Source organism: Arthrobacter sp. TWP1-1 (genome assembly GCF_049897845.1).
Classification (GTDB): Bacteria; Actinomycetota; Actinomycetes; order Actinomycetales; family Micrococcaceae; genus Specibacter.
Genome location: NZ_JAFCXC010000002.1, coordinates 644,934 through 666,450 on the forward strand (window position 1 = coordinate 644,934; position 21,517 = coordinate 666,450).

A 21,517-nucleotide genomic window follows, 5' to 3' on the forward strand; every position below is an offset into this window, starting at 1 on the left:
CGCGCCTAAGGTGTCTGGACGGAATCAACGATGGCGGCAATGACCGTTTCCACCCGAATGTTTTCCGCTACGGCCTCAAACCCAAGAATGATCCGGTGCCGCAGAACCCGCTCGGCCAGTGCTTTGATGTCCTCAGGAATCACATGGTCCCGACCGCGCAACAGGGCCAGTGCACGTGCTGCCTGGGTGAAGGCAATGCTGGCTCGAGGGCTGGCGCCAAATTCGATGAGCTTGGCGAGGCTCGGATCTATGTACGCGCCGGCATGGCGAGTTACGTACACTAGGCCAACGATGTAGGTCACTAAGGACGGGTCGAGGTACACCTTTCTGGCGGTCGCTTGCAGGGCGCGCACCTGGTCAAGAGAGGCAACGGCCTGTGGCGTGGATTCGGCAAGGAAAACACCGGCATCAATGCGCCGGATAACTTCGGCTTCCTCGACGGGGCTCGGATAATCCAGCACGTCCTTGAGCATGAAGCGGTCCATCTGGGCTTCGGGCAACTGGTAGGTGCCCTCCTGCTCGATGGGGTTCTGCGTGGCCATGACCATAAACGGCTGCGGCAGGAGGTGGACGTGGCCACCGATGGTTGTCTGGCGTTCCTGCATGGCTTCCAGCATGGCCGATTGGGTCTTTGCGCTGGATCGGTTGATCTCATCCAGCAGGACAATGTTGGCATGGACCGGACCCAGCTGTGTGACGAAGCTGCCTTTGGCGGCATCATAAATTTGGGTTCCCACGATGTCGCTTGGCAACAAATCCGGGGTGCACTGAATGCGGTGAAAGAGTGCGCTGACGGAATCCGCCAGGGTTTGGGCGGCCGTGGTCTTTGCCAGTCCTGGGACGGATTCAAGCAGGACATGGCCACCGGTCATGAGGGAAATTAGCAGGGTTTCGCGCAGCCGGGCCTGGCCAACCACCTTGCTTTCGAAGCTGTGGGAGATGTTGGCAACCACCTGCTGAGCGCTGGCCAGCTCCTTGGAATCGATGCGGGTGGAATCGATGTACGGGCTGACGCTGGTGGGCAACACTATCTATGGCCTTTCATCGGGCATGGCTGAGACTTGAATCCTACAGACCAGCCCACACGATGGGTGGCCGCCGCGCAATGGGGAGAACTTCCCATGAACATCTGTTGGACGCCTCTGCGCAGGACTACAGTATGGTTCATGACTCAGTTGCCAGCCGCGTATACAGAATATCTGCAGGGCAAAAGTGAAGCGTTCGTTGACACCATCATGCCGGTCCTGTTGCAATCTGTCGCCGAGAAAACGCACGGCGTCCATGTTGTCATCAGTGCCCATGTTGTCCAGGCCCACACCGATGCCACGATTCCCTTTGGCGAGATCCTGGAGGCTGTGGATTAACCGCGGATTAGCCAGGACTGATATCCAGTCCTGGCCTACTTCCGCTAGTTTTTGGAGGCCAGTGACTGTTAGTTCTTGGAGTCCAAGAGCAGCCGAGCCGCGTTGGGGCTGAACGTCTTTTCCATGACCAAGCAGGCCGCGCCGAAGGCTTCCTCGCCCGAGCTCACGATCGTCCCCATGACATCCACCGAATGCACGCTGGTGGTCACGCTGAGGTGTTCGAGCAGCGGCGGGATCGCGGTCAAGTGGGTCGGGGCCAGCGCTGGCCAGAACGGGCCACCAAAGACCACGCGTTCGACGTCGAGCAGGTTCGTGAGCACCGATGCTGCGCCGGCAAGCCGAGTTGCCGACTGTGCCAAAATCTCGACGGCGGCAGGGTTGCCCTCTGCAGCAGCCTGGGCCAGCGCGGCCATGTCCGCCGGAAGGGACGGCTCATCGAGGGGGCTGATCATCGGCAGAACCCCCGCCGTGCGGGCTTGTGCCACGAGAGTTTCGGGCATGCAGGTGACCTTGATGCAGCCGCGTCGGCCGCAATCACATTCGGGGCCATCCGGATCGGCGATGATGTGGCCGATTTCACCAACGTTCCCTGAGGAACCTCGGACAACTTCATCATTGAGCACCAGCCCGGCACCAATACCAGTACCGATATAGACAAACACAAAGTCCCTGGCGCTGTTGGCGGAACCGGCCCAGACCTCGGCCACGGCAGACGCCGTGACGTCCTTGTCCACCACCACGGGAAGGCCGGTGGTCTGCTGCAGGATGTCGCGCAGGGGAACGCGAGTCCACCCGGGCATATGCGGCGGGTCAACTACGGTGCCGCTGGCTGCGTCCACCGGACCCGGAGTGGCTACACCGACGCCGGCAATTCGATGTTCATCAACGCCAGATTCTTCAATGATTCGGCGGACTCTTGCCCCCATGGCGGCGACAACCTCTGCGGGGTCTGCTGCAAGGTCGGTGGACTCATGGACAGAGACCAGCACCGTGCCAACCGCATCCAGCAGCGCATAGCTAGTCAATGCAGGGTCAATGTGGATACCAACGGCATACATACCCCGCGGGTTCAGACGCAACATGGTCCGGGGCTTGCCGGGCCCGGACGCTTCCTTGCCTGCTTCGACGATGAGTTCAGAATCAAGGAGCCTGCGGCAAATGTTGGAAACGGTCTGCGCCGCGAGGCCGGCAGAAGCAGCCAACTCAACGCGGCTCAGGCCTTCCTCGGCGCGTCTAATGGAGTCCAAGATGACGGCCTGGTTGTAATCACCCATCTTGGGCAGATTCGTGCCTCGACGGCGCTGTGGCAACCCAACCTCGGGAACACCCAAAATTTACTCCTCGACAGATGACATACGACAACATTGGCGGACTTCCGGAAGCCCCATGGCAAGATTACCCGAGGGTCACTCGTGTGCGTGAATGCCACGGCACACAGTGATTGCTACGAAGGCAGCCGTCGTGAAACGGTCACGGTGAACTTGCTGTTGTTACCCATGACTTCGGTGGGTCCTACTAGTTTTTCCAACGATGTCCGGTACTGCAGATGGCGGTTGTAGACACACCAAAGTTCCCCTCCTGGCGCCAGGACCCGGGCAGCGTCGGCAAAGAGCTTGAGCGCGATCCCTGCGTGCACCGTGGCGCCAACATGGAAGGGCGGATTGAGCACTATCAGCCCGGCCGTTTCCGCCGCAAAGCTACCGAGGGCGTCATCGCGCACAACCTCGATGCGCTCAGCTAAACCATTGGCCTCGGCTGTGGCCTTGGTTGATGCCACGGCGGCCGCCGATTGGTCTGTTGCCGTGATGTGCATCCCGGGCCTGGCCTTGGCCAGAGACGCCGCGATGGTGCCGTTGCCGCACCCCAGATCAATGGCGGCGTCACTCTGACGCATCTGGGCAACGAAATCGAGCAGGTAACGGGTGCCAACATCAACTTTGGTGCCGCCAAAGGTCGCCCCGTGCGCGCATAGCCAGAGCTCAAGGTCGCTGTGGTACTCCTTGCACGGGAAGTTCGACGTCGGAGCCTCCCGCCGCGGTCCGCTCACAGTAAGTGGGCGGGACTTGCGCCACGCCCGCCCGGGGGTGACTCGCGAGAAGTATTGCTCTAGGACAGAGTTCATGGCTATTGTCATGTGCTTGATACGCCCGCCAGCAAACACCTGCACGTTAGGGCTGGCATGGGCGCTGATAAGTTCGGCAACTTCGGCGACCTCATCGAGGCTGCGGGGTAATTGCCACAGAACCACTGTTGCACCCGCGAAGAGGGCCGGGTCTAGAGGCAGGGAGGCATAAGCATGGGTGCGGTTCAGGTGACTGGCATTGTTTTTCAGGGCGATCTCACCGGACAATCCGTCCTGATGAACGCGCAAACCAGTTAGGTCATGCAGAGTGGCCGCTGCAAGCGTCAGTGCCCCGTACCGTTCTCCAACAATGACGACTTCGCCGTCTCCGGCTGCGGCCAGGGCGCCCGCTGCCTCGTTCAGGATTAGTTCATCCGTCGCGTCGTGGGCGAAGAGGTTCTCCGCCTCGATGTCGGGGAACCGGCGCAACTGCGCAAAATCGAAGGCCATGTCTGCACGGGTGTCTGGGCTGCCGCTGCTGCTGTTTTGCTCCACCGGGCAACTCTACAGCTGTCATTTTGTTGGGACGGCAACCCCACTGCCCTTGGTGCCCGGAATCACAGCCCGCACTGGGGCGGTTGACTCAGCACAGCTTGACGGCCAGATGCTGAGATCAGTGAATTTCAAGGGCGGCGAGGTACAACCATTGCTTTCCTTGGCGGGTAAAACTACTGGTTTCGGTCAGCGAATCACGGAGCTTGCGGTTAGCGGCCGAGCGATAGCTCGCACGGAAGCTGACAACACCGTCATCGTCGAAATATCCACCGCGACTCGTGCTGAGTATCTCCAACGAATACCACTGCTGGTCAGGGTCCAGCTCCAAGGATGCGGGCTTGGTATCAGGGTGCCAGGTGCGCAGAAGGTAACTGACATCACCCCGTGCGAATGCTGTATATCGTGAGCGCATCAAGGCCTCTGCCGTTGGCGGATAGACAACAGTGCCACCCTCAATGCCCTGCAGGTACTTGGCGCAGCAACCTTCAAAACTTTCGCCACTGTTGCAAGGGCATCTCATGTTGTTGGCCTTTCCTTGGTTGCCTGCGAACCCGTGGTTGCCTGCGAATGGAACCACTCAATGTGGTCCCTGAGCGCCCGAGCCGCACCGGCGCCGTCGTTCGCCAACACGGAAGCCACTATGGCCTCGTGCTGCTCGCGCAGGGTGGGCACAATGAGCGCCCACGAGTCATCGCTGTCGATTGCAGCGCTGACATATCCCTGGATGGCTGATCGCAGGGATTCCATCATCGCTGTGACAACGGCGTTGCCTGCCAACGAGCTCAGCTGAACATGGAAGGCGGCATCGAGTACGTGGAATTCTTCCCTGCCAAGGCCCGGGGCGTTCATAGCCGCCAGTGCGCCGCGAAGGCTGCTTTCCTGATCAGCCGTCCGTGGTTGCTTGGCGGCTTCCGCGGCAGCCCAAGTTTCCATCATGACGCGGGTTTGCACAATGTCGGTCACAGGAAAATGATTGGTGGCCATATGTAGCCGAAGTGTTGACGCGAGGCCGGCACTGGGATTGGCGATCACCACGGTTCCCGATTGTGGCCCCGAGCCCACTCCTGTGCGCACCACACCCATGGCATCCAGCACCCGGATGGCGTCCCGCACGGAGGCCCTGGAGATCCCGTGTTTAAGCGCGAGCGCCCGTTCGCCGGGAAGCTGGTCCCCCACCTTGAGCCTGCCGTCCCGGAGCTCACTCTCAATATTGGCCAGGACGGCGTCGTAGCTGCGCGCCCCGTGGCTCGTGGCCGCGGGAGCAGGCTCACCGAGGTCGGTTACTGGGGAAATTGGCTCTGGGGAAATTAGCTCTGACTGAGCAGGATCTGGCGTGGACACTGCAACATTCTCCCACCCTTTCAGGACAATGGTCGCGGGCACGTGCGCCTACACGCCCACCTCTGCGCGTGCGCGGCCACGAAACGGGTGTTGTTAACGAAAAAATCCGGCCACCAGAAGGTGACCGGACTTTTTGTTTTGGTGGAGCTGAGGGGACTCGAACCCCTGACCCCCTGCATGCCATGCAGGTGCGCTACCAGCTGCGCCACAGCCCCAAAACATAAATCTTATTCAGTTGTAAACCGCCAGCGATTTTTCAATCCCTAGCGTGTTTGGTGGAGCTGAGGGGACTCGAACCCCTGACCCCCTGCATGCCATGCAGGTGCGCTACCAGCTGCGCCACAGCCCCAAACATTCTACTTTATTTCGTTCCTTCACCCTTGACCTTTCGGCCTTGGCTGGAGCAACCTGTCTATCCTAGAACAACTTTTACCCAGCTGACAAATCGAGACTTGCCGGACCCTTAATCCTCCACCGGTTCGGCCAAATCTTCGGGTACTTCGTAGGGTTCCGGGAGCGTCCCAACGTTATGCTCAAGTAGCCGCCACGTGCTGGGAACGGCACCAAGGGCATCCGATTCCTCCACGACCGACCAGTGGCAGTTGGATAGTCCGGACAGGGTGCGCCACAGCTCCTCAGGTAGACCCAAGAGTTTCGCGAGGGCCACCCGAGTCGCCCCGCCATGGGTTGCCACCACCAGGGTGCCGCGCTCCGGCAGGTCCTGGAGGTGCTCAAGGATGGATTCAACCATCCGCTGGGCAACTTCAACCCTGGTCTCTCCCCCGCCGGCACGGATGCCCGGCTCATCGAGCTGCCACCGCCGGATCTCGTCCGGGTATGACGCGATGATCTCATCGAAGGTGCGGCCTTCCCATTCGCCGCCAAAGGTTTCCCGCAGACGGTGGTCAACTGTCACGTCAACGCCGGTCAGTGCGGCCAGGGCTTTCGCCGTTGAATAAGCGCGGGCCAGATCAGATGAAAGAAGGCGCACGGGTGCACCAGATGCGGAAACGAGCTTGCCAGCCAAAAGCGCGGCGGAGCGGCTGGCCTGCGACTCCCCTACCGCGTCGAGGGCAATGTCGCTCTGCCCCTGGAAACGGCGTGCTGCGTTCCACGAGGTCCGTCCATGGCGCCAAAAAATAACCCGCCGGCGTGGGCCGGCGGGCTGCAAAACTGAGCGCTCGGGTGCAATGGAAGTCATGGAATGACCTATCTATAGTTCCTGAGCCCGTCTAGGGACTAGTTTTCGGTGACTGCTTCTTCAGCGACCTTGGCTGAGGGATCAGACTCCGCCAACTGCAGGTCGATGACGGGGCAGTCTCCGTAGAGGCGCTCCAGCGCATAGAAGACGCGGTCCTCTTCGTGCTGGATGTGGAAGACGATGTCTGCGTAGTCCAGCAACACCCAACGGCCACTCGAGCGGCCTTCACGGCGTACCGGGCGCAAGTCAAACTTGTGGAGCTCATCTTCGATGCCATCGGCAATTGCATTGACCTGACGCTCAGTGGCCGCCGATGCAATGAAGAAGATATCCGTGATGGCCAGACGTTCGCTAACGTCAATGGCTGTTACGTTCTGGGCCAGCTTGTCCGAGGCCGCACGGGCTGCTGCCCGAGCAAGTTCGATGGACTGATCTGTTGCTGTCACTGCTGTTTCCTTTGATTGGTGAAAAATTAGCGTGCGAGTGAGGTAATAAACATAATGACGCCAACCACAAGTGCAGCGCCACCGGCAATGATGGATCCCCACTGAATCAGCATGTTTCGCTGAGTACGGGCCAGTCCCGCCGTCATGGCGTCCAGCGGCTCAAGTCCGTGGGCGTAGTCGGCAGGCATAGGCGGCATCTGGGAACGCTGGACCGAAACTGCTTCTGCCTCGGTGCGCACGGTGGCGTGCCCGCCAGTAGCCATTGCTTCGGCCTGCTTGAGCGTGCTGCTCCGCCCACCGGTCAGTGGACGATTCCCCAGACCGGGTCGGTGAACTGACCGGGCCGCCAGAGCGGCATCGAAGCGTTCGGCCCTGACAGTCGGAACTGCCGGCTGTGTGGCCTGGATCGGCGTTGCAGCTGTGGGAGCTGGCGGCAACTTCGGTGTTTCGGTCCGTTTGGGGGCACCACCTGACCGCTTTGATGCGCCACGGATGGCTGCAGTTGCCACGATCGGCACATGTGTCGTGGTGGGTTGGCGCAACACCGGACGGTCCGTCCCCGGAACCTCGATGAAGTCCAACGGGGTGACCATGGCAAGGTTATTCGTTGCCGTGGGATCCGTGGACGGGCGCCGATTCTTGGCACTCTCCTGAGCAAGACGCTCACGCGCCTGGGCCCGCTCGGCCAAGATCGCGGCACGTTCGGCCTCGGCTCGCTGGGCAGCCAACAGACGGAGTTCCTCGGTACTGGGAGCGACCGCCACCGGCGGCGGACCCGCCGAAACAGGATAGTAGCTACCTCCCGGCATCAAGCCGGGAAGCGGCGGATACTTGGCGCTCTCGCCAGAAACCGGATCGGTTCCCTCGACGAGAACTTCTCCCGTTGCCGAGGACGTTGCTGGCGACTCCGAGGTGTGCGCCAACGATCCGTTTTCCTCCCCTGCCTGACCGGCAACGGCGGTAACTTCCGCGGTCGCAGCCAAGGTGGGTTCCGGCGTCGAACTGTCATCAGCTGCAGCGACCGGAGGCCGGACAGCGGATCCACGTCCAGCACCGACCGCTGCCGCACGGCGTCCGACACGGGCTCGAGGAGAAGCAGAGGGCAACGGTGCCGCCACAGTATCCTGGCTCGCTGTAGCCGTCTCTATCTGGGGCGCGGACTGGGTTTTAGGGGCGTTCGACGGCACCGCCGGGACAATTGCGGAGACCACGGGGTTGACAGCCGTGACCGGGGCTCGTTCGGCATCCAGTTGCGCCTGGCGGAGCGCTCGACGGGATGGCAGCGGGCTAGGGCCCGGAGTGTCCACGAGTTCCTTGTATGCACGAAGTGCGGCCCTGTCACGTGCCCTCGTCTGCGACTGCCGTTCGCCGCGTTGATTTGCGGGCTCCGGGCGGGGTGCAGGAACGGGCGGAGTAGATGGGGCTGGCGCGCTCTCAACCAAAGCAGTTGGCGCCGCGGGCTCCTTCGGGGCCTCTTTCGGGGCAGAGCCAAGTGGCACCTGCGGCTTCGCCGCGGCGCCTGTTGCCTGTGCCGTTTGCGCCCGCAGCTGCCTGCGGCTGCGAACCGGCTCCGTTTCCTTACTCATCAATTACTCATTCGGTTCTTTTTGGTCACCGGCACAATGCCTGCGCTGGCTTCAGTTCCGGGCTGAACATACAAGCCATACTTGGCAATATATTGCACGACTCCGTCCGGAACCAGATACCAGACGGGGTTTTGTTCAGCCACACGTTTGCGACAATCGGTTGAGGAGATCGCCATTGCAGGGACCTCCAACAAACTTACATCGGTGCGCCCCCGGTCATCGAGCACATGTCCGGGACGGGTAACCCCTACAAAATGGGCTAGATCCCACAGTTCGTCGCTATCTTTCCACGACATAATCTGCGCCATGGCATCCGCGCCTGTGATGAAGAACAAGTCCGCATCGGGCCGCGCCCTGTGCAAATCCCGCAAAGTGTCGATGGTGAACGTGGGTCCCGGCCGGTCAATGTCCACACGGCTCACGGTGAATTGTGGGTTCGCCGCAGTGGCAATGACCGTCATCAGGTAGCGGTGCTCCGCTGCACTGACACGGCTTTTCGCCTTCTGCCACGGCTCACCAGTGGGCACAAAAATGACTTCGTCAAGTTTAAAAACACTCGCAACCTCACTGGCTGCGACAAGGTGACCATGGTGGATTGGATCAAATGTTCCACCCATGACTCCGACGCGGAGACGGTTCCGGGTGCCCTCAACCGAAGGCACCCGGAGAGTGTCCTCAGTGATTGGAGGACGCCGAATCGTCGCCGTGCAGGTGTTTGTTGGTGTGCTGACGGTGGGGATCGTCAGTTGACTCAACGGCCGTGTGGCGGTTGCCCAGGTTCATGAAAGAAACCGTGACCAGCATCAGCAGCAGCAATGCGGCCAGCATGGCGCCGCCAATTACCAACGGCGGTGCGATCAACGGTGCAAGTTCTTCATGTTCCTCTGCAACGGCTAGTACGACGCCGGCAAGCTGGGTCAGCATTATTTCTCCCCTTGGGTGCGTGGCCGGGCGGCAGTATCGCCATGTCCGGTCCAGTTGTTGCGTGAATTCCTTCTAATGGTACGTGCAATCGGTGCACTCTGGCACACCGGCGCGCAGCAAAGACCACCACAGCTGGGCCCCCAACTAGCTGCGGACCTGGCCTTCGCCCTGCACAATCCACTTGGTAGTGGTCAGTTCCGTCAGGCCCATGGGCCCACGGGCGTGGAGTTTTTGGGTGGAAATTCCCACTTCTGCCCCCAACCCAAGCTCACCGCCATCGGTGAAGCGTGTGCTGGCATTCACAATGACGGCAGCCGAATCAATTTCGGCGATGAACGTTTCCGCATTGCCGAGATCGTTGGTCAGGATTGCCTCGGTGTGGCCGGTACTCCAGGTGCGGATGTGCTTGATGGCCTCATCCATGGAGTCAACCATTTTCACCGCGAGATCCATATCCATGTATTCGGTGGCCCAGTCCTCGTCGGTGGCCGCGGTAGCTGTGACACCGGCGGGCAGCACGGCCTGAACGCGCTCGTCAACGTGCAGGCGGACACCGGCCTTCGACAGCGCGCGCAGAACAGCTGGAAGCACCTTGGCGTCCTTGTGTACCAGCAAGGTTTCTACCGTGTTGCAGACGCTGGGGCGCTGGGTCTTGGCGTTCAGCAGGATGTCGACGCTCATCTCTTCCTTGGCGCTGCTGTCAATGAAGATGTGGACGTTGCCTTCACCGGTCTCAATGACGGGAACCGCTGCGTTGTTCACCACTGACTGAATGAGATCGCGCCCGCCGCGGGGAATCAAGACGTCGACGGCGCCACGGGCCTTCATGATGAGGTTGGCGCCTTCGCGCCCATACTCGTCAACAGACTGCACCGCATCGGCCGGCAACCCAACCCGGTCGAGGGCGTCACGAAGAAGACCCAACAGTGCTTTGTTGGTATTGGCCGCGGCAGTGCCGCCGCGCAGAATAACTGCATTGCCGCTCTTAAGCGCTAGACCGGCAATATCAACAGTGACATTGGGGCGGGCCTCGTAGATGGCTGCAACAACACCCATCGGCACGTTGATCTGGCGCATGCGCAATCCATTGGGCAAGGTCTGACCGCGCACAACATTGCCAACAGGATCGGGCAAGGTGGCGAGGTTTTCCAGGGCCGCGGCCAGCCCTTGCATGCGCGCTTTAGTGAGGGTCAGCCGGTCAAGCATCGACGCCGAGGTGCCGTTTTCTCGGCCTGCAGCCACATCTTTGGCGTTGGCGGCAAGTACGGCGTCCTGATTTTCCAGCAAGGACTTGGCCATGGCGCGCAGGCCCTTGTCCTTCCAGGCCCGGTTTGCTCGGGCCATCCGACGGGCTGCCCTGCGGGCACGGTCGGTGATGGCTCGAACCTCGGCAGCTACACTTTGTTCAACAATCTGATCGGTCATGCCTCAAGTCTAAAGCACAACCACAGATCGCGCTGTGAGCTATCCGTTAAGAAGCACCAGATCGTCAACATGGACAACGACGCGCTCAAATTCCCGACCCAATTCCTTGGCTAGGGCCTTGGTGGAGCGTCCCAGCATCTGAGGCAGATCCGAATGCCGGTAGTTGACCAGTCCGTGCGCAAATACCTTGCCCTGCGCGTCGCTGATCTCCACTGCATCACCTGCGTCAAAGTCGCCGGTGACGGCCGTGATTCCTGCGGGAAGCAAGGACTTGTGACGTTCGCTGACGGCCCTGACGGCGCCGTCGTCCAAGACCAAGCGTCCGCGGATGTCGGCTAGGTGGGCCAGCCAGAGCATGCGCACGGGGCGCTTGTTGCCGTTGATGCCGAACCAGGTGCCTACGTCCTCGCCTGCCAGCGCTGCGCCGGCCTGCTCGGTGGAGGTGACGAGGGCGGGGATGCCGGTTTCGGCCGCGATCATTGCGGCCTGGACCTTGGTGGCCATCCCGCCGGTACCGACGCCGGCCTTGCCGGCAGTGCCGATCACGATGCCTTCAAGGTCCTCGGGTGAGTCAACCTGGCTGATCCGCGTTGCACCCTCCGACGGCGGACCGTCGTAGAGGGAGTCAACGTCGGAGAGCAGTATCAGCGCATCGGCCTTGACCAGGTGCGCTACAAGGGCTGCGAGCCTGTCGTTGTCACCAAATCGGATCTCGTGGGTGGCCACAGTGTCATTTTCATTCACAATGGGAACCACGCCAAGGTTCAAAAGCCGTTCCAACGCCCGGTGGGCGTTGACGTACTGATGTCGCCGGGTCAGATCCTCTGCCGTCAGTAGTACCTGCGACGCCGTCACACCATGGGAAAGGAAAGCGCGGTTGTAATGCGCCATCAACAGCCCCTGCCCCACGCTGGCGGCGGCCTGCTGTGTGGCAAGGTCCTTGGGCCTGCGGGTCAGGCCCAAAGGGAGCAGGCCGGCAGAAATGGCTCCCGAAGAGACAAGAATAATCTCGGTTCCGGTCAGGCGTCGCTGCGCCAAAACGTTCACAAGTTTAGTCAGCGCCTCTTCGGAAATGCCACCGGCCACCGAAGTCAACGACGACGATCCCACCTTGACCACGATGCGCGCTGCCGTGGCAATGCCCATGCGTGATTTAAGTGAGATGGCCTCGTCGTTTTCCTGGACTCCCATGGGTTCAACGCCCACTAGTTCTGCGTTGCGTTAGCGTCGTCGGATTCACCTTCAGCAGCCAAATCGGCTTCGATGAATTGAGCCTTCGTGGCCTCGCGGTCGTGGGTCTCTGTCCAGATTCCGGCCTTGCGCTCGGCATCCATCTCGGCACGAACGGCAGCCTTGGCATCGCGGCGATCCTGCTGTTCCTGACGCTTCTGCGAACGCGTAGGACGGTCGCCCAGGTCAAGGAGGCGCAGGTCGGTACCACGGGGTGCGGCGAGGTGCTCGGCGCCACCCATCATGGTGGGCTCCCAGTCGAAGATCATGCCGTTGTCGCCGCCGATGACCACGGTGTCTCCGGGTGTAGCACCGATCCGGAAGAGTTCCTTCTCGACGCCAGCCTTCGCCAGACGGTCGGCAAGGTAGCCGATGGCTTCCTCGTTCTGGAAATCGGTCTGCTCAACCCAACGCTCAGCCTTTTCACCGCGAACGCGGAACAGCGGAGACAGGTTGCGCTCTTCCCGGACAATGGTGAACGTGGTCTCGTTGATGGCGCGGGGGCGCAGGATCACCGGAGTAACCTTGACGGCGACCTCGGCGAGCTCCTTGCGTGCCGCCGTGACAATCTCGGACATGGCATAGCCCAGAGCCTTCAGGCCCTCATGGCTGGCTGCGGACACTTCGAAGACTCGGTAGCCGCGCTTCTCAAGGTCGCCACGGACGAATTCGGCCATGTCGCGGCCGTCGGGAGAATCGACCTTGTTCAAGGCAATCAGGCGGGGGCGGGCATTCAGGGGCACCACTTCGCCATCGGTTCCTGCGAAGCTCATGTCGACGTCGTACTTGTCCAGTTCGCGCTCGATGATAGCTAGGTCGCTAATGGGATCGCGATCAGCCTCTAGGGCTGCACAGTCAAGGACGTGCACAATCGCTGCGCAACGCTCGACGTGGCGCAGGAAGTTGTGGCCAAGGCCCTTACCTTCGCTGGCACCCTCGATGAGTCCGGGGACATCAGCCATGGTGAAGCGGATATCGCCAGCCTGGACTACGCCAAGGTTGGGGATCAAGGTGGTGAAGGGGTAGTCGGCAATCTTGGGCCGGGCCGCGGACATGGCAGCGATGATGCTGGACTTGCCGGCGGACGGGAAGCCAACCAAAGCGATGTCGGCGATGGACTTCAGCTCGAGGACGATGTCCTGGTCTTCTCCGGCGATGCCCAACAGGGCGAAGCCCGGAGCCTTGCGCTTCAGTGAGGAAAGGGCGTTGTTGCCGAGTCCACCCTGGCCACCGGCTGCAGCAACATATTCCGAACCGATGCCAACGAGGTCGGCGAGGACGTTGCCGTCCTTGTCCTTAATGACCGTGCCGTCGGGAACTTCAAGGATCAGGGATTCCCCGTCCTTGCCGTCGCGCCAGTCGCCCATGCCGGGCTGGCCGTTGCCGCCGCGGCGGTGAGGTGCGTGGTGGAAGTCAAGCAAGGTGGTGGTCTGGTCGCTGACTTTGAACGTGACGCTACCGCCGTCGCCGCCCTTACCGCCGTCGGGCCCGCCCAAGGGCTTGAATTTCTCACTGTGAACGGAAACGCAGCCGTGGCCGCCAGTCCCGCCGGATACGTGCAAAACAACCCGGTCAACAAAGCTGGCCACTGAAATCTCCTTGAATAGAACTTGCTACTGCGTACTAATTCTAGTCCGCTACTTAGCGAGCGCCCCGTTTCCGGTCGGCGCTGCTGATGTTGAAAAATGCTGCTGTTGAAATACTTGTGTTAAAAGCCAGTGGAGCGAGCCATGCGGCTCGCTCCACTGGAAAAGCTTCGGTATTAGACCGTAGCTGCAACGATGTTCACAACGCGACGTCCACGACGCGTGCCGAACTCGACTGCGCCTGCGTCCAATGCGAACAGCGTGTCGTCCTTGCCACGGCCGACGCTAACGCCGGGGTGGAAGTGTGTGCCGCGCTGGCGAACGATGATTTCGCCAGCCTTGACAACCTGACCGCCGAAGCGCTTTACGCCCAAGTACTGAGCGTTGGAGTCACGACCGTTGCGAGTGGAACTCGCACCCTTTTTATGTGCCATTTGAAAATGCCTGCCTTTTTACTAAAAGTATCTAAGTGGATCGAACGTCAATGCTTATTAAGCGATTGAGGTGATCTTGACCTTGGACAGTTCCTGACGGTGACCCTGGCGCTTCTTGTAGCCGGTCTTGTTCTTGAACTTCTGGATGACGATCTTCGGTCCACGAAGATCCTCCAACTTCTCAGCCGTAACCTTCACATTAGCCAGGTCCTTCGCGGCTGTGGTGAGCTTGTCACCATCAACCAAGAGCAAAGCGGGCAGCTCAAGCGTGCTGCCAACTCCACCGGGGACGCGGTTCATGGTCACGTGGTCTCCTACGGAAACCTTTTCTTGACGGCCGCCTGCGCGGACAATCGCGTACACCACTGGGGAACTCACTTCTCTCGACGTTTATTACAAAGTTTTTATGCCGGCGCGGATCATATTTGATCCCTGCCAACCGCATGCACCCGCTGTTCAAGAATGAACAAAAACAGGATGCACACTATGTGCCTCAACGCCGTGGACCTCAATGGAGTTCTACCATGAGTGGTTGCCCTAGGTGTTGGCGTAAGCACCGAAGAACAAGAATACGCTAATTCTGGCTTCGGGGGCAAATGAGACTAGTTTCGACTCCCAACACTGCGTCCAAGCAAACATGTTTACTTCGGAAACCCGTGAGGATCGTAGAAACCGTACTCAGCAACTTTAGCGCGCTTGTTGCCGATTTATGACATTTAGGGCCCGGACGCGCCGAATTTGTGCCTCAGAGCTGGGTGTGGTTAATCACTTGACGTCACTGAGGCTGCTTTGACTGCCTCGACGTGGAGGTGTGGTGCCGCAAAGAAGTCAACCTCGTACTGGGCGGAATGGGCAAATGCCTCCCGCATCCGTTGGCGTTCACTGGCCGAACCTCGCCGTGCTGCCGCATCGGTGATGCTAATGGCCTTTTCCGTAGCTTTGGCAAAATCTTCATCCGCATACGTTGCCAGCCAGCTCCCGTAAGGGTGTTCGCCCTCAAAGGCGAGGTAGTCGGCGTGAAGTACGCGCCCAACCTCGGCGTACAGCCAGTAACAGGGCAGAACGGCTGCGACCACTTCGCCGTAGCTGCCGCCGAAGGCAACGGCCTGGAGGTGGTCCACATAGTGTTTTGTCACGGGACCCTGGGGAGAGTCCAGCGGGTATTTGCTGAGCCAGTCGCGGTGCAGGCTCAGCTCCACATCGATGCAGTTCTGCGCCCCTCCTGCCCAAAACTTCTGCTCGGTTTCTGTCGGTGCCAGTGCACTCGCCCGGGCAAGGACCCTGGAGTAGGTGGCCAAGTACTGGGCATCCTGCGCCAGATAGTAGGCGAAGTGGTTACGGCCGAGCGTGCCGGCGGCCAACTCCTTGATAAAGTCCAGCTCGAAGATGGCTGTTCGCTGGGGCGCACAGTCCGCCCACAGTTCCCTGCTAAAGGTTTCGCCGGCAGGAGCGGCACTCCCCCATAAGGCGAATAGGTGATTGATGGGGCCGGCGCCGGAACCGACCTCCAATTCTCCGGCCGATGCCAAGGCGCCGCCGAGCCACTCCTTGGCCCTCCGCACGCTTTCGACCCAATCGCCTGTCTGCGCTTGGAGCGTGGCTACTGCCGCGGAAAGCGAGCAGCCCGTGCCGTGAGTATTGGCGGTTTCTATCCGGGCGCCGTCGAACTCGCGCACCGAGCCGTCGGGCCACACGAGCGCATCGGGGCATTGAGTTCCAGGCAAATGCCCGCCCTTGACCAGAACCATGACGTGATGTTCGGCGGCAAGCGCGCGCCCCTGCTCCACCGCCTCGTGCCAGCTGCTGGCTTCGGCACGGTTCAGCAGGACGGCAAGTTCCGGGAGATTGGGAGTCACCAGATGGGTGAACGTCAGCAGTTCCAGAAACGCCTCGCGTGTTCCCGCCGTCACGAGCGGGTCACCGCTAGTGGCCACCATCACCGGATCCAGTACGACGACGGCGGGACGGGTCCGTGCAAGCCAGTCCCCCACCGCGTTCATCACCGCCGCGTTGCCTAGCATGCCGATCTTCACTGCATCCAAGGCGATATCCGCTGCCACCGCATCGAGTTGCGAGGTGAGGAATGAAGCTGGCGGAATGTGGACGCCCTGCACCCCTTGAGTATTTTGGGCCGTCAATGCTGTGATGGCGGCCATGGCGTAACCACCATGAGCGGAAATGGACTTGATATCAGCCTGGATGCCTGCACCGCCAGAGGGGTCTGAGCCGGCAATGCTCAGGATCCTGGGATGCTTCACGGCAGTTGCCACGTTGACCGAAGGCTCGTGCGCAGTGTCGTGGGCAGGCTCGTGGGCAGCAGGCACTACGGTACTGGTTGTCATGGGACATCCCTTCGCCGGTGCTAACCGGGCAGGTTCAACGGGTATTGTCTCAGCCGGCCCTTGTGGCCTGGCACCCCGTGTCGCATTCCACCCTAGTGCGCACGCGCCTGCTTTAAACAAGCAACCCGCACAAGATGACCCAATAATGCGCCTTTCGGTGCATTGGGACATCGTGTGCGGGTTGCTTGTTCAGGCCAACTAGTTAGTCAAACTAGCCAAGCTAGTCAAACGCAGAAGCGCAGGCTAGAGCTCGGAAGCGGGTACTCCCACGCCAAGGATGATCGGCTCGGAGGCCTTCTTGGCAACCGGCACAACGGGCTTGTCGGCAACAACGCTGCTATGAATCGTGGAGCCCTGCCCGGCAGAAGCCTGAGCTGACGTTTCCACAGCCATGTCGGCTCCGCCCTGTGCGCTACGGGCGCTGCGGTTGCGGCGTCCCCGGCGTGAGCGTGAACGGTTGTTGCCGCCCTCGGCATTCTCACCCTGTGAGGATTCGCGCTGTGAGGATTCGCCCTGTGAAGATACGCGCTGTGAAGATTCACCCTGGCCCGGTGCCACCAGCTGATCCAGCGCCTGGGTCAGATCCGCCAGTGCGGCGGCCTGATCTGCATTGTTGGTGCCGGAGAAATCGCTGCTTTCACTTCGGTGTCCACGGGGCAGCTCAATGGCTTCCCCACCCAAGGTGAGAGTCGCGGCGTCGGCCTCTTCAATGACGGGAGCATGGTTGGGCTCGGCGGCGACGCGCTCCTGGTGCGAAGCGGCGGCCGCAGCGGCAATATTGGCCAGTGCAGCACGTGCCTCGTGAGCCTTCTGCGCCTTGGCAGCGTCAGCAACCTCATCGGCGACAGGAGCCGGTGCGGGCTCAAGCTGCGGTTCGATCTCAGGCTGCTGGCCGCGGTTGCGGTTGCGCTTGCGTTCGCTGCGAGTGGACCGGTTGGCCGTGCGCTCGTTCTCGCGGTTGTCCTGCTTCGGCGCCGCCGGGGCATGGATCTGGGCTACTTCCACAGCGGGGCTGTGGGTGCGGCGGTGCTCCACGGGGATCTCGTGGGTGACCATGCCGCGGCCGGCGCAGGAGGGGCACAGCTCGCCGAAGACTTCCAGCAGACCGGTACCCATGCGCTTACGCGTCATCTGCACCAGACCCAGCGAGGTCACCTCGGCAACCTGGTGCTTGGTCCGGTCACGGCCCAAGCATTCGACGAGACGGCGCAACACCAGATCGCGGTTGGATTCAAGGACCATGTCGATGAAGTCAATGACGATGATGCCGCCGATGTCGCGCAGGCGCAGCTGGCGAACAACTTCCTCGGCAGCTTCAAGGTTGTTCTTCGTGACGGTCTCTTCAAGGTTGCCACCGGATCCGGTGAACTTACCCGTGTTGACGTCAACAACTGTCATGGCTTCGGTGCGGTCAATGACCAGCGAACCACCCGACGGCAGGAAGACCTTGCGCTCAAGGGCCTTGTTGATCTGCTCGTCGATGCGGTGCACGGCGAAGATGTCATCGGGCTTCGTCCACTTTTCCAAGCGGTCAAGCAGATCCGGGGCAACATAGGTTACGTAGGCCTCGATGGTGTCCCAGGCGTCTTCACCGGAAACAACGAGCTTGGAGAAGTCCTCGTTGAAGACGTCGCGGACAACCTTGATGGTCAGGTCAGGCTCGCCGTACAGCATTTCGGGGGCAAGCGTCTTGTGCGAGGAAGCCCGCTCGTTGATGCCTTCCCACTGGGCGCGCAGCCGGTTGATGTCATTCGTGAGCTCTTCTTCGCTGGCACCTTCGGCCGCCGTGCGCACAATGACGCCCGCATTTTCGGGCAGGTGGTCCTTCAGGACGCGCTTGAGGCGGTTACGTTCGACGTCGGGCAGCTTGCGTGAGATGCCTGTCATGGAACCACCCGGGACAAACACCAGGTAGCGGCCGGGCAGGGAGATCTGGCTCGTCAGGCGGGCACCCTTGTGACCCACGGGGTCCTTGGAGACCTGCACGAGAACCGAATCGCCTGACTTGAGCGCGTTCTCAATGCGGCGCGGCTGGCCCTTGAGATCAGCGGCGTCCCAGTCAACTTCACCGGCGTACAGCACGGCGTTGCGGCCGCGTCCAATGTCTACGAAGGCGGCTTCCATGCTGGGCAGAACGTTTTGGACCTTGCCAAGGTAGACGTTGCCGATCAATGAATCCTGCTGCGTCTTGGAAACGAAGTGCTCGGCAAGAATGCCGTCTTCGAGGACACCAATCTGGATCCGGTCATCGCTCTGGCGGACAACCATGACACGGTCAACAGACTCACGGCGGGCCAGGAACTCGGCCTCGGTGATGACCGTGCGGCGGCGGCCCGAATCGCGTGAGTCACGGCGACGCTGCTTCTTAGCTTCCAAACGGGTGGAGCCGCGCAGGCTCGTGACACGGTCCGAAGTGCTGGCGGTGGTCTCTACGGGGGTGCGGGGTGCCCGGACGCGCGTGACGGTGTTGGGCGGATCCTCGTCGGTGCCGCCCGTCAGTTCTAGGTCCTGCTCGCCGCGACGGCGGCGACGGCGGCGACGGGAGGTCACGCCGTCGTCCAATCCCTCATCATCGTCAGCATCTTCGTCGCCGGACTCGATGGCGTCAGCAGGCTCGGTTTCGTTGCCTCGTCGGCGGTTACGGTTACGGGCGCGGCCACGACGATCGCCGTCGTTACCATCCTTGGCCGTTTCGTTGTCCTCGGAGGTCCCGCTGGCGACTACGACCGGAACAGTCTGGCTGAGGTCCGGTGCTAGGAACAGCGTTGACATCCCGGCAGCTGGGGAGACGAACAAGGATTCGCCACCCTGGGCAGCAGTGGTTGCTGCCTCCTCGACGACGGGCTCAACAACGGCCTCGGGTGCGGTTTCTTCCGAAACCTGGGCAATAGGCGCAGACTGTGCTGCGGACTTGCGGCGGCTGCGCGTTGTGCGAGTCCTGGTCGGAGCGGACTCGGTATCCGCCGACGCTGCCGGGACGGATGCGGCGGGCGCAGCATCGATCGGCGCAGCTTCGGCCGGCGCAGCGGCTTCCGCTACGGCAATAACCGCAGCAGGTGCGGAGGCGGCGGACTGCGCGGGAGCGGCGGCACGCCTGGAGGCACGGCGAGCCGGCGCCTTCTTGACGGGTGCTTCATCAGCGACCGTGGCGCTTGCAGCTTCCACAGTGGAAGGTGCCACAGTGGAAGGTGCGACGGCGGGAGCTTCCGCAACATTCGCGGCGGCCGGTGTTGCTTCGCCCGGGCTGGTGACGGGGGCCTTGGCCCGGCGGGTACGCTTCGCCGGTGCCTTGGACACTGCAGCGGCTGCCTGGGGTGCCGCTTGGGTGGCATCGTTGGAGGGCGCTGCTGTTGGGGCATCCTGACCCGAAAGGCTCAGTTCTCCCTGCACGCCTTGCTCGGCAGTTGCCGCAGCAGGCGCGGTGACGGGCGCGGTGGCACGGCGACGAGTTGCGCGCTTGGCCGGGGCGGCCTCAGCCTTCACCTCAGACTCCACCACCTCAGACTTCACTGCCGGCTTTTCTGCAGCTGCGGCGGACTCTGTGATGCCGTCCAAGAGTGAGGGCTCAGCAGCGTTGGTGGCTGCGGTCTCGGCAGGTGCGGCTTTCTTGGCGCGGGTGCGGCGCGCGGGCGCCTTCTTGACAGGGGCGGCAGCTTCGGCAGCGGGCGCTTCTACGGTTGCCACTTCTACAACAGGAGCCTTGGTGCTGGCCGAGGTGCTAGTGACGGCTGCGGTTGCGCGGCGTGAGCGGGTGACTCGTGCCTTGGCAGGTGCAGTCGTGGCAGGTGCAGCTTCCGTGCTTGCAGGTGTGGGCTGTTCATTTTCCATTATGGGCGTTACTTTCGCGCCGTATTGGTGCCCCCACATCAGGCCCCAAATGCGGCAGATGTGTCAGCACCCGCGGGCGCTGACGGAAGTCGTCTAATTACTTCTCAGGCGGCACCAACTCCTGGGTGCGCAAGCTCTGACAAGCCAATGGTCAGCCAAAACCGGCCGGTGGATGGCTGCACGCGTTGGCAGTGTCGTCACCAGTAGCCCGTGGGCTTCCCATTGGACTGAAGGGCGCATGTGGATCACCGGTCAGCCGAAACCATTGTCTCATACGCGCCCCCTCACGACGCGTTTGTTCGCAGGGCGCGCCAAGAAACTCGAGCTACAATCAGGACACGATTAGCCGATCCCTTGAGTAAGGACGCCATGCCCAGCTCCAACGTTTCATCCAGTGCACCAGCGGACGCGAACCTGCCAGCCATGGCACGGTCGAGGTTCTTTGGCTGGTTCCTTGTCATCGCCGGCGGCATCGCCTGGATCTCATCCTTCACGCTGGTGCTTGAACGCCTTCATCTGTACACCAACCCCGACGCCAAGATCAGCTGCGATTTCAACTCGTGGATCTCCTGCGGTGACGTCATGAAGACCCCGCAGGCCGCAATCCTGGGCTTCCCCAATCCGCTGATCGGCGTGGTCGCCTTCGCCATCGTGGTCACAACCGGTGTGGTGCTGCTGGCCGGCGCCCGGATGAACCGCTGGTACTGGATTTGCATGCAGCTTGGCATAACCGCCGGAATTGGCTTGGTCTGCTGGTTCTGGATCCAGGCCGTCTACGTGCTGGCCGTTCTGTGCCCCTACTGCATGATCGTCTGGGCCATGATGATCCCCCTCTTCGTGTTTACAACTTTGCGCAACTTGAACCATGGCGTCATTCCCGCACCACCAGCCCTCACAAAGTTCCTCAACGACTGGGCCTGGGTCATCGTTGGCCTGCTGTATTTGGGTACCGTGGCCTCGATCTTCTTCAAGTTCATGGCGCTGATCATCCCCTCCAACGCCTAGCCCCCTCCCCCAACGCTCCTGCAGATATGGGGCTGTTTTGACCAACGCTCCTGCACCAGTTCGCTCATGTGAACTGGGCCCCGAAAGTTGGACTCGGTAAATAAGAGTCTACGCAGCCAGTGCCTGAGCCCGATATTCCATTGGGCTCAGGCACTGCAGCGTTAACGAGATGCGGTCGGTGTTGTACC

Annotated in this window: 20 protein-coding genes, 2 tRNA genes and 1 riboswitch; of the genes, 2 read left to right on the top strand and 20 right to left on the bottom strand. The window is 61.3% G+C overall.

The annotated features are described in order from the left end of the window. Positions 1-5: 5 nt before the first annotated feature. Positions 6-1,028: an AAA family ATPase gene (locus ACP7B9_RS06255; protein WP_425861722.1), complete on the bottom strand. Its 1,023-nt coding sequence runs from the start codon at positions 1,026-1,028 to the stop codon at positions 6-8. Positions 1,029-1,166: 138 nt separating this feature from the next. Between ACP7B9_RS06255 and ACP7B9_RS06260 the strand changes: the two genes are divergently transcribed. After that, positions 1,167-1,364: a hypothetical protein gene (locus ACP7B9_RS06260; RefSeq protein WP_425861724.1), complete on the top strand. Its 198-nt coding sequence runs from the start codon at positions 1,167-1,169 to the stop codon at positions 1,362-1,364. Positions 1,365-1,432: 68 nt separating this feature from the next. Here the strand turns inward: ACP7B9_RS06260 and ACP7B9_RS06265 are convergent, their stop codons facing one another. The 18 genes from ACP7B9_RS06265 to ACP7B9_RS06350 all read right to left on the bottom strand — a co-directional run bounded on the left by ACP7B9_RS06265 (position 1,433) and on the right by ACP7B9_RS06350 (position 20,324). After that, a complete protein-coding gene (locus ACP7B9_RS06265) occupies positions 1,433-2,638 on the bottom strand; it encodes an ROK family transcriptional regulator (protein ID WP_425861792.1) in 1,206 nt (401 codons plus the stop codon). 170 nt (positions 2,639-2,808) lie between these two features. Further along, a complete protein-coding gene (locus ACP7B9_RS06270; RefSeq protein WP_425861726.1) occupies positions 2,809-3,981 on the bottom strand; it encodes a class I SAM-dependent methyltransferase in 1,173 nt (390 codons plus the stop codon). Positions 3,982-4,099: 118 nt separating this feature from the next. Beyond that, entirely contained in the window at positions 4,100-4,501 is a 402-nt protein-coding gene (locus ACP7B9_RS06275; RefSeq protein WP_425861727.1) for a YchJ family protein, read from the bottom strand. Then, a complete protein-coding gene (locus ACP7B9_RS06280; RefSeq protein ID WP_425861728.1) occupies positions 4,498-5,322 on the bottom strand; it encodes a FadR/GntR family transcriptional regulator in 825 nt (274 codons plus the stop codon). The genes ACP7B9_RS06275 and ACP7B9_RS06280 overlap by 4 nt, the downstream gene beginning before the upstream one ends. Positions 5,323-5,461: 139 nt before the next feature. Further along, positions 5,462-5,537: transfer RNA gene (locus ACP7B9_RS06285), tRNA-Ala, on the bottom strand. 58 nt (positions 5,538-5,595) lie between these two features. Then, a tRNA-Ala gene (locus ACP7B9_RS06290) sits at positions 5,596-5,671 on the bottom strand. A 114-nt stretch (positions 5,672-5,785) separates the two neighbouring features. Further along, a complete protein-coding gene (locus tag ACP7B9_RS06295) occupies positions 5,786-6,523 on the bottom strand; it encodes a histidine phosphatase family protein (RefSeq protein ID WP_425861729.1) in 738 nt (245 codons plus the stop codon). A 38-nt stretch (positions 6,524-6,561) separates the two neighbouring features. After that, complete coding sequence (rsfS, locus tag ACP7B9_RS06300; RefSeq protein WP_425861731.1) at positions 6,562-6,969, bottom strand: ribosome silencing factor; 408 nt, start codon at positions 6,967-6,969, stop codon at positions 6,562-6,564. A 26-nt stretch (positions 6,970-6,995) separates the two neighbouring features. Next, positions 6,996-8,555 carry a hypothetical protein gene (locus ACP7B9_RS06305; protein ID WP_425861733.1) on the bottom strand — a complete coding sequence of 520 codons (1,560 nt, stop codon included), beginning with the start codon at positions 8,553-8,555 and terminating at the stop codon, positions 6,996-6,998. After that, a complete protein-coding gene (gene nadD, locus ACP7B9_RS06310; protein WP_425861735.1) occupies positions 8,555-9,217 on the bottom strand; it encodes a nicotinate-nucleotide adenylyltransferase in 663 nt (220 codons plus the stop codon). The genes ACP7B9_RS06305 and nadD overlap by 1 nt, the downstream gene beginning before the upstream one ends. A gap of 13 nt (positions 9,218-9,230) precedes the next feature. Continuing rightward, on the bottom strand, positions 9,231-9,479 hold the full coding sequence (locus ACP7B9_RS06315; RefSeq protein ID WP_425861736.1) for a hypothetical protein: 249 nt from the start codon (positions 9,477-9,479) through the stop codon (positions 9,231-9,233). 144 nt (positions 9,480-9,623) lie between these two features. Then, positions 9,624-10,904 (bottom strand): glutamate-5-semialdehyde dehydrogenase, encoded by a 1,281-nt coding sequence (locus tag ACP7B9_RS06320; protein WP_425861737.1) that lies wholly within the window; start codon positions 10,902-10,904, stop codon positions 9,624-9,626. Positions 10,905-10,943: 39 nt separating this feature from the next. Then, positions 10,944-12,095: a glutamate 5-kinase gene (gene proB, locus ACP7B9_RS06325; protein ID WP_425861739.1), complete on the bottom strand. Its 1,152-nt coding sequence runs from the start codon at positions 12,093-12,095 to the stop codon at positions 10,944-10,946. A gap of 14 nt (positions 12,096-12,109) precedes the next feature. Then, entirely contained in the window at positions 12,110-13,723 is a 1,614-nt protein-coding gene (gene obgE / locus ACP7B9_RS06330; RefSeq protein ID WP_425861741.1) for a GTPase ObgE, read from the bottom strand. A 173-nt stretch (positions 13,724-13,896) separates the two neighbouring features. Continuing rightward, positions 13,897-14,154 carry a 50S ribosomal protein L27 gene (gene rpmA, locus ACP7B9_RS06335; RefSeq protein WP_044573643.1) on the bottom strand — a complete coding sequence of 86 codons (258 nt, stop codon included), beginning with the start codon at positions 14,152-14,154 and terminating at the stop codon, positions 13,897-13,899. Positions 14,155-14,211: 57 nt separating this feature from the next. After that, complete coding sequence (gene rplU, locus ACP7B9_RS06340; RefSeq protein ID WP_044573640.1) at positions 14,212-14,520, bottom strand: 50S ribosomal protein L21; 309 nt, start codon at positions 14,518-14,520, stop codon at positions 14,212-14,214. Between the two features lie 395 nt (positions 14,521-14,915). Further along, positions 14,916-16,496: a bifunctional hydroxymethylpyrimidine kinase/phosphomethylpyrimidine kinase gene (thiD, locus tag ACP7B9_RS06345; protein WP_425861744.1), complete on the bottom strand. Its 1,581-nt coding sequence runs from the start codon at positions 16,494-16,496 to the stop codon at positions 14,916-14,918. Continuing rightward, a riboswitch (TPP riboswitch) is annotated at positions 16,486-16,584 on the bottom strand. Its footprint overlaps the gene before it by 11 nt. A gap of 155 nt (positions 16,585-16,739) precedes the next feature. Next, complete coding sequence (locus tag ACP7B9_RS06350; protein ID WP_425861745.1) at positions 16,740-20,324, bottom strand: Rne/Rng family ribonuclease; 3,585 nt, start codon at positions 20,322-20,324, stop codon at positions 16,740-16,742. Positions 20,325-20,693: 369 nt separating this feature from the next. Between ACP7B9_RS06350 and ACP7B9_RS06355 the strand changes: the two genes are divergently transcribed. Beyond that, on the top strand, positions 20,694-21,329 hold the full coding sequence (locus tag ACP7B9_RS06355) for a vitamin K epoxide reductase family protein (RefSeq protein ID WP_425861747.1): 636 nt from the start codon (positions 20,694-20,696) through the stop codon (positions 21,327-21,329). Between the two features lie 108 nt (positions 21,330-21,437). On the opposite strand, the gene ACP7B9_RS06360 is transcribed toward ACP7B9_RS06355, so the two are convergent. Then, the coding region (locus tag ACP7B9_RS06360) for an IS3 family transposase (RefSeq protein ID WP_425860737.1) at positions 21,438-21,517 on the bottom strand (80 nt) is incomplete at its 5' end.